The following is a 7,470-nucleotide window of genomic DNA, read 5'->3' on the forward strand; positions in this document are numbered from 1 at the left end:
CAGGCTTGCTTGCACGTCAGGTTCGGTGTCAGGCCCGCAAGTAACGCAACACCGACTCACACACCATCTGCCGATGCCGCTGCTTGACCGCTTCGTCCGACAGGTCGATCTGGAAGATTTCACCGAACGTCTGGCGGTTGGATACCCGATAGAAGCAGAACGAGCTGATCAGCAAATGCACATCCAGCGGCTCGAGGCCGGCACGGAATACGCCTTCTTCGGCACCGCGACGCAGGATCACGCCCAGGGAATCGAGGATGGTATTGGTCATCGCCTTGATCGCACCGGACTGTTTCACGTATTCGGCGTTGTGGATGTTTTCGATGCAGACGATGCGCACGAAATCCACGTTGCGATCATGGTGATCGAAGGTGAATTCCACCAGGCGCCGGATTGCGTCGACCGGTGCCAGTTCCGCCAGGTGCAGGCGGCTTTCTGTGGTGCGGATATCACCGTAGAGTTTCTCCAGCACCTCGACGTACAACTGCTCCTTGCTGCCGAAGTAGTAATAGATCATGCGCTTGGAGGTGTGGATGCGCTCGGCGATGGCGTCGACCCGGGCGCCGGCCAGGCCTTGCTGGACGAACTCGACGATGGCTTCCTGGAGAATGTTTTCCCGGGTTTTCTCCGGGTTGTTCTTGCGACTCTTGCGCGGCGCGGCGAGAGGCTCGTCGAGGGCTGCGGGAAGCTCTGGATTCATAGTCATTGCGGGCTCAGGCCGTCACTGCACAGGTGGGCGATTATGGGCTGCACCGGGCAGTGAAGGAAGCCAAGGCACTGCCCTTTACCGCCACGGTTACGATTTTCCTACAACTTGGCGTGTCGCACACCGCCGCTGCGGGACTTGGCCATGGCCGCCAGGCGCACCGCGACGTTGGCCGCACCGTAACCGGCGTAACCGTTCTTGCGCTGGATGATCTCGAAGAAGAACCGCCCTTCGAACGGCTCGGTGTAGACGTGGAACAGCTCACCACCCTGGGAATCACGGTCATACAGCACGTTGAAGTAGGCCAGTTCGCTGAGAAACTCGTCGTCGAAATCGAAACGCGCCGCCAGGTCGTCGTAATAGTTGAGCGGAATGTCGAGCAACGGCACCCCGGCCTCCTTGGCTCGACTGACCTGGGCGAAGATGTCATCGCAATCGAAGGCAATGTGATGCACGCCGGAACCGCGATAACTCGACAGCGCGTGTGAAATAGCGGTGTTGCGGTTCTCGGAAATGTTCAACGGCAAGCGAATCGAACTGCAACGGCTGCGCAGGGCACGGCTTTTCACCAGGCCATAAGGGTCGGGCAGCACCACTTCATCGTCAGCCTCGAAATCCAGCAGGCTCTTGTAGAACAGCACCCAACTGTCGAGGCTGTCGGCCGGCAACGCCATCGCCATGTGGTCGATGCGCTTGAGCCCGGCGCCAATGGCGGCAGCGGGTTGCAAGTTGAAATCGGTGCCATAGACATCGGCGTCCCGGTCCACCAGGTAGATCAGGCTGCTGTCCGGCGCGCGCACCGCCGCCAGCTCCAGTTCGTTGGGCCCGACCAGGCCGCGATAAGGCTGGCCTTTAAAGGCCACGGCCCGTTTCAGGGCGCTGGCGCTGTCCTTGACCCGTACCGCCATGGCGCACAGCGACGGGCCATGGGCTTCGAAAAAGCTGTGGGCGAACGAGTACGGCTCACAATTGAGGATCAGGTTGATATCGCCCTGGCGCAACAGGCTGACGTTCTTGGAACGATGCTGGCCGGCCTTGACGAAACCCAGGCGCTCCAACCAATGGGCGAGCTTGGCCCCCAGGTTATCGTCGACAGCGAACTCCAGAAACTCGATGCCGTCGTACTCGCTGGCCGGCGCTGTCTCGAACAGAATGTCAGGCTTTTGCGCAGGCACTTGTTCGGCCAGGCGCTGACGGGTCTTTTCTTCCAGGTACAGCAACGAACGCAAGCCGTCGGCAGCGTTGGCCCGTGGCGGCGCGGCGCGAAAACCGTCGTTGAAGATCTCCAGCGACAGCGGCCCGGTGTAGCCGCTCTGGATGATCGGCGCGAGGAAACCTGGCAAGTCGAATTCGCCCTGGCCCGGGAAACAGCGGAAATGCCGGCTCCACTCCAGGACGTCCATCGCCAGGATCGGCGCATCGGCCATTTGCACAAAGAAGATCTTGTCGCCGGGAATCTCGGCGATCGCGCTCGGGTCGCCCTTGAGGGACAAGGTGTGGAAGCTGTCGAGCAGCACGCCGAGGCTCGGATGATCAGCCTGGCGCACGATGTTCCAGACCTGTTGATACGTATTGACGTGCCGGCCCCAGGCCAACGCCTCGTAGCCAATGCGCAAGCCACGCGCGCCGGCCCGCTCGGCCAGCAGGCGCAGGTCGTCGATCAGGATCTGTTCATCGCCAACGCTGTCAGCCGAGGCATTGCTGCACACCAGCACCAGGTCGGTGCCCAACTCCTGCATCAAATCGAATTTGCGCTCGGCCCGTTCCAGGTTGCGCGCCAGGCGATCGCGGCGGCAGCCTTCGAAATCGCGAAAGGGCTGGAACAGCGTGATGGCGATGCCCAGGTCGGCGCACATCTGCCGGATCTCCCGAGGGCTGCCATCGTAATAGAGAAGGTCGTTCTCGAAGATTTCCACGCCGTCGAAACCGGCGGCGGCAATGGCTTCGAGTTTTTCCGGCAGGGTACCGCTCAACGAAACGGTGGCAATGGAACGCTGCATGACTTCGGCTCCCGGGACAGGCGTCGGCTACAAAAAGATGCGCCGCTTTTTAAAAGAGTCAGGGGATTATTGAGCTGCGGGTTTCTTTGGGCAATTTAATATGTACTGCCTGGTTAGTTTTTAGGGCGATTATCGAACACAATGCCCGATCAGCGAATTGACGATTTTTTGTCCACTGCCCACCATCGGCCCCACGTTGACGCCCGACTTCGGGTTCAATGCAGACCCAGACCACACCATAAGAATTTCAAGAACGGGTGCACCTTATGATTCCCTCCCAAAGTTCCCGCCTGGCCCCCGGCCCGGTTGCCATCCACAGTGGCATCGGCGACAAGATCCGTGGCGCGATGGCCGTGGGCAAGACCCGTTGGGGCATGCTCGCCCTGGTGTTTTTCGCCACCACGCTGAATTACATCGACCGCGCCGCCCTCGGGGTCATGCAGCCGATCCTGGCCAAGGAAATGAGCTGGACGGCGATGGACTACGCCAATATCAACTTCTGGTTCCAGGTCGGCTATGCGGTCGGCTTCGTGCTGCAGGGCCGATTGATCGACCGGATCGGCGTCAAGCGCGTGTTCTTCTGCGCCGTGCTGCTCTGGAGCCTGGCGACCGGTGCCCATGGCCTGGCGACCTCGGCAGTGGGCTTCATGGTGTGCCGCTTCATTCTCGGCCTGACCGAAGCCGCCAACTACCCGGCCTGTGTTAAAACCACGCGACTGTGGTTCCCGGCGGGCGAACGGGCCGTGGCCACCGGTATTTTCAACGCCGGAACCAACGTCGGTGCGATGTTTACCCCGATGCTGCTGCCACTGATCCTGCACGTCTGGGGCTGGCAGGCCGCGTTCCTGTGCATGGCGACGCTGGGCGGGATCTGGCTGCTGTTCTGGGGCCTGAAATACTTCAACCCCGAAGACCACCCGAGCGTGAAGCAGTCGGAACTGGACTACATCCAGGCCCAGGACGAACCGGACCAGGCCCGCGTGCCCTTCTCTCGTATCCTGCGCATGCGCGGCACCTGGGCGTTCGCCCTGGCCTATTCGATGACCGCGCCAGTGTTCTGGTTCTACCTTTACTGGCTGCCGCCGTTCCTGAACCAGCAATACAACCTGGGCATCAACGTGACCCAGATGGGCATCCCGCTGATCATCATCTACCTGACCGCCGACTTCGGCAGCGTTGGCGGCGGGATCCTGTCGTCATTCCTGATTGGCCGCGGGGTCAATCCGATCAAGGCGCGACTGATGTCCATGTTGCTGTTCGCCTGCTGCATCGTCGGGGTGATCATGGCGGCCGGCTCCAGCAGCCTGTGGGTGGCGGTGTTTGCGATTTCCCTGGCCATCGGCGCGCACCAGGCCTGGACCGCCAACATCTGGAGCCTGGTGATGGACTACACGCCCAAGCACATGATGAGCACGGTGTTCGGCTTCGGCGGCATGTGCGCGGCCATCGGCGGGATGTTCATGACGCAGTTGGTGGGGCACATCCTCACGGTCACGAACAACAACTACACCGTACTGTTCACCTTGATCCCGGCGATGTACTTCATCGCGCTGACCTGGATGTACTTCATGGCACCGCGCAAGGTGCCTACGCTCGACAACTGATGGGGCTACAACGCCCCGTGGCGAGGGAGCTTGCTCCCGCTGGGTTGCGAAGCGGCCCTCGCTTTTTTGCGATTGCTGCGCAATCGAGCGGGAGCAAGCTCCCTCGCCACAACAGTCAGCGCCAACCATCAGATGTGGGTGCAGCCTGTTATCTGCGTCGCTGTTGCCACGCCGCCGCCAACCCACTCAAGCAGATCAAGGTAATCCCCACCACCGTGGTCAGCGTCGGCGTATGGCTGAAAAACAACCAGCCCAGCAACCCGGCAAAGATGATCTGGCAATACCCGAACGGCGCGAGCAGCGCCGGGGCGGCGAAACGGAAGGCCTGTGTCAGCATCAAGTGCGCAGTCATCCCGCAGGCGCCCAGCGCCAGCATCATCACGCCGTGGGTCAGGCTCGGCACCTGCCAGAAGAACGGCACCAAGGCGCTCATCACCAACGTGTTGCACAACCCGGCGAAAAAATTGCTGGTCGTGGGGCTGTCGATCTCGGCGAGTTTGCGCGTGAGCAGTTGGTAGAAGCAGAAAAACAGCGCCGAGCAGAACGGCAACAGCACCGCCGGCGTGAACAGATCGCCACCGGGATGAACAATGATCAACACCCCGATGAACCCGAAGATCACCGCAATCCACTGACCGCGCGTCACGTGCTCACCCAGCAGCGGTACCGACAATGCCGTGACCAGCACGGGGGCGAGGAAGTTGACCGCCGTCGCCTCTGCCAACGGGATGAACATCAGCGACGTGGTGAAAAACAGACTGGTGCCCAACAGGCACAACGCCCGGGCAACCTGCCACAACGGGCGCTTGGTGCGCAGCACGCGCAGCCCCGAGCGCGGCAGGAAAATACCCGCCATCAACAAGGTGTGCACCACGTAGCGGGCCCAGACCACCATGATGATCGGATAGAAACCCGAGAGATATTTGGACAGCGCATCGTGACTGGAGAACAAAAACGTTGCGACCAGGATAAGCACGATGCCCTTGAAAGCCTGATTGACGCCGGAGAGCGGAGTGCTGATGGTCATGAAGGAAACCTGCGTTGCTTGATGTTGAGGCCGTGACGCACAGTGCAGTTATTGGGCCAGCGAGGGTTCCGATAGTTCTGGATCCCAAGTGTAATGAAAATTCCGCCGCCCGGCAGGATTGGCTCAGCGATGAACCAAAATCACCGTCCGTTGCCTCACTGCTCAAGCATGACGGGCGCCTTGGACGCCGGAAAGCTAGACTCACCGCCACAGCAGTCATTTCTTCGCAGGGCATACAGAGGACTTCCCACATGTTATGGAAAAAAGGTCGCCGCAGTGACAACGTGGTGGATGCCCGTGATGACGGTGGGGGCGGCGGCGGGATGCGTTTCGGCGGTGGCAAGGGGTTGAGCCTGACGGCCATCATCCTGATCGTCGGCATCGGCTGGATCACCGGCCAGGACCCCATGCAGATCCTTGGGCAACTGGCCGGGCAGATGGACCAAGGGGCCGCACCCACCTCTTCGCAAACCCGCCAGGCGCCGCCGGCCAACGATGAGCAGGCCGAATTCGTCCGTGCCATCCTGGGCGATACCGAAGACACCTGGGGCCAGGTCTTCCAGCAGGCCGGGCGCCAGTACCAGCAACCGAAGCTGGTGCTGTTCAGCGGTCGGGTCAACTCGGCCTGCGGCCTGGCCTCCTCCGCGACCGGCCCGTTCTATTGCCCGGCGGACCGGCAGGTCTACCTCGACATGAGCTTCTTCCAGGAAATGTCTCAGCGCTTTTCGGCCGCCGGGGATTTCGCCCAGGCCTACGTCATTGCCCACGAAGTCGGGCACCACGTGCAAACGCTGCTCGGCGTGTCGGCGAAAGTCCAGGAGGCGCGCCAGCAAGGTCGGCAAATGGAAGGCGACGGCGGTTTGCTGGTGCGCCAGGAATTGCAGGCCGATTGCCTGGCAGGCGTCTGGGCCAATCATGCGCAAAAACGCCTGAACTGGCTTGAGCCGGGGGATATCGAAGAGGCCTTGAACGCCGCCAACGCCATCGGCGACGACCGCTTGCAACAGCAAGGCCAGGGTCGCGTGGTGCCGGACTCGTTTACCCATGGCACCTCGGCGCAACGGGTTCGCTGGTTCAAGACCGGTTTCGCCCAGGGCCAGGTCAGCCAGTGCGACACCTTCGCGGCGAAAAACCTGTAGATGAAGTGGGCGACGTTGATCTGGCTGGTGCTCGTTTGCGCCGTTGCCCAGGCCGAGGAACACGCCGTCAAGGCAGTCGCCCAAGGTCGCCTGTTGCTCAAGGGCGGGGTCATGGCCGTTGCCGTGAGCCCGCCGCCGGCTTCGATCCAGCGGGTGCTGATCATCGTCCACGGTCGGCTGCGCAATGCCGACACTTATCTTCACAGTGGCGAAAGGGCTGCCGCGCAGGCCGGTCAAACCGCGACGACATTGATCATCGCCCCGCAATTCCTCAACGAACAGGACGTGGCGCGCCATCAACTGCCCGCCGACCTCCTGCGCTGGCAAGGCAATGACTGGATGGGGGGAGGCCTGTCCATCGGGCCGAACCCGGTCAGCTCATTCCAGGTGCTGGATGACATCATTGCCAGGGTCAGCGACCGACAACAGTTTCCCGAAGTGAAGGAGATCGTCATCACCGGCCATTCCGGTGGCGCACAAGTAGTGCAACGCTATGCCCTGCTCGCCCACGGCACCTACCGCATCGCGCCACGGTTCGTCATTGCCAATCCATCCTCATATGCCTACCTCGACGCACAACGGCCCATGGCGTTCGCACTCGCCAGTTGCCCGTCCTTCAACCATTGGAAATACGGCCTGGAGCACCTGCCCGCCTACGCCGCCGGGCAAACGCCCGCGCAACTCGAAGATAACTACATCAAGCGCGACATCACTTATTTGCTGGGGCAACAGGACATTGATCCGGAGCATCCGGCCCTGGACAAAGGCTGCGAGGCGCAGACCCAAGGCGCGTATCGACTGCTGCGCGGGCATTTCTTTTTCGACTACCTGACGCGACGCCATCCGCAGGGGCTCAATCAACGACTGATCGAAGTGCCCGGGGTTGGGCATGATGGGGATGGGATGTTCAATTCGCCGGAGGGGTTGAGGGTGTTGTTTGGGCAGTGAGTTTTGTAGCGAATGTTAGGGCCCTATCGCGAGCAAGCTCGCTCCC

General features: G+C 61.4%; 6 protein-coding genes. 3 read left to right on the forward strand and 3 right to left on the reverse strand.

Features of this window, described 5'->3' with window-relative positions:
* Positions 1 to 28: 28 nt before the first annotated feature.
* Together OC610_RS17175 and quiC are read right to left on the reverse strand one after the other, a co-directional pair.
* Positions 29 to 706 carry a TetR/AcrR family transcriptional regulator gene (locus OC610_RS17175; protein WP_264429285.1) on the reverse strand — a complete coding sequence of 226 codons (678 nt, stop codon included), beginning with the start codon at positions 704 to 706 and terminating at the stop codon, positions 29 to 31.
* Between the two features lie 101 nt (positions 707 to 807).
* Entirely contained in the window at positions 808 to 2,706 is a 1,899-nt protein-coding gene (gene quiC / locus OC610_RS17180) for a 3-dehydroshikimate dehydratase QuiC (RefSeq protein WP_264429287.1), read from the reverse strand.
* A gap of 266 nt (positions 2,707 to 2,972) precedes the next feature.
* On the opposite strand from quiC, the gene OC610_RS17185 reads away from it, so the two are divergent.
* Positions 2,973 to 4,310 (forward strand): MFS transporter, encoded by a 1,338-nt coding sequence (locus tag OC610_RS17185; RefSeq protein WP_264429289.1) that lies wholly within the window; start codon positions 2,973 to 2,975, stop codon positions 4,308 to 4,310.
* A gap of 148 nt (positions 4,311 to 4,458) precedes the next feature.
* Here OC610_RS17185 and OC610_RS17190 read toward each other — a convergent pair whose 3' ends face one another.
* A complete protein-coding gene (locus OC610_RS17190) occupies positions 4,459 to 5,337 on the reverse strand; it encodes a DMT family transporter (RefSeq protein WP_264429290.1) in 879 nt (292 codons plus the stop codon).
* 251 nt (positions 5,338 to 5,588) lie between these two features.
* On the opposite strand from OC610_RS17190, the gene ypfJ reads away from it, so the two are divergent.
* Both ypfJ and OC610_RS17200 read left to right on the forward strand, forming a co-directional pair.
* A complete protein-coding gene (gene ypfJ / locus OC610_RS17195) occupies positions 5,589 to 6,476 on the forward strand; it encodes a KPN_02809 family neutral zinc metallopeptidase (protein WP_264429291.1) in 888 nt (295 codons plus the stop codon).
* Positions 6,477 to 7,424, forward strand: coding sequence for an alpha/beta hydrolase (locus OC610_RS17200; protein WP_264429292.1), 948 nt, complete (start codon positions 6,477 to 6,479; stop codon positions 7,422 to 7,424).
* Positions 7,425 to 7,470 lie beyond the last annotated feature (46 nt).

It is taken from the genome of Pseudomonas agronomica (assembly GCF_025917275.1).
GTDB classification, from domain to species: Bacteria; Pseudomonadota; Gammaproteobacteria; order Pseudomonadales; family Pseudomonadaceae; genus Aquipseudomonas; species Aquipseudomonas agronomica.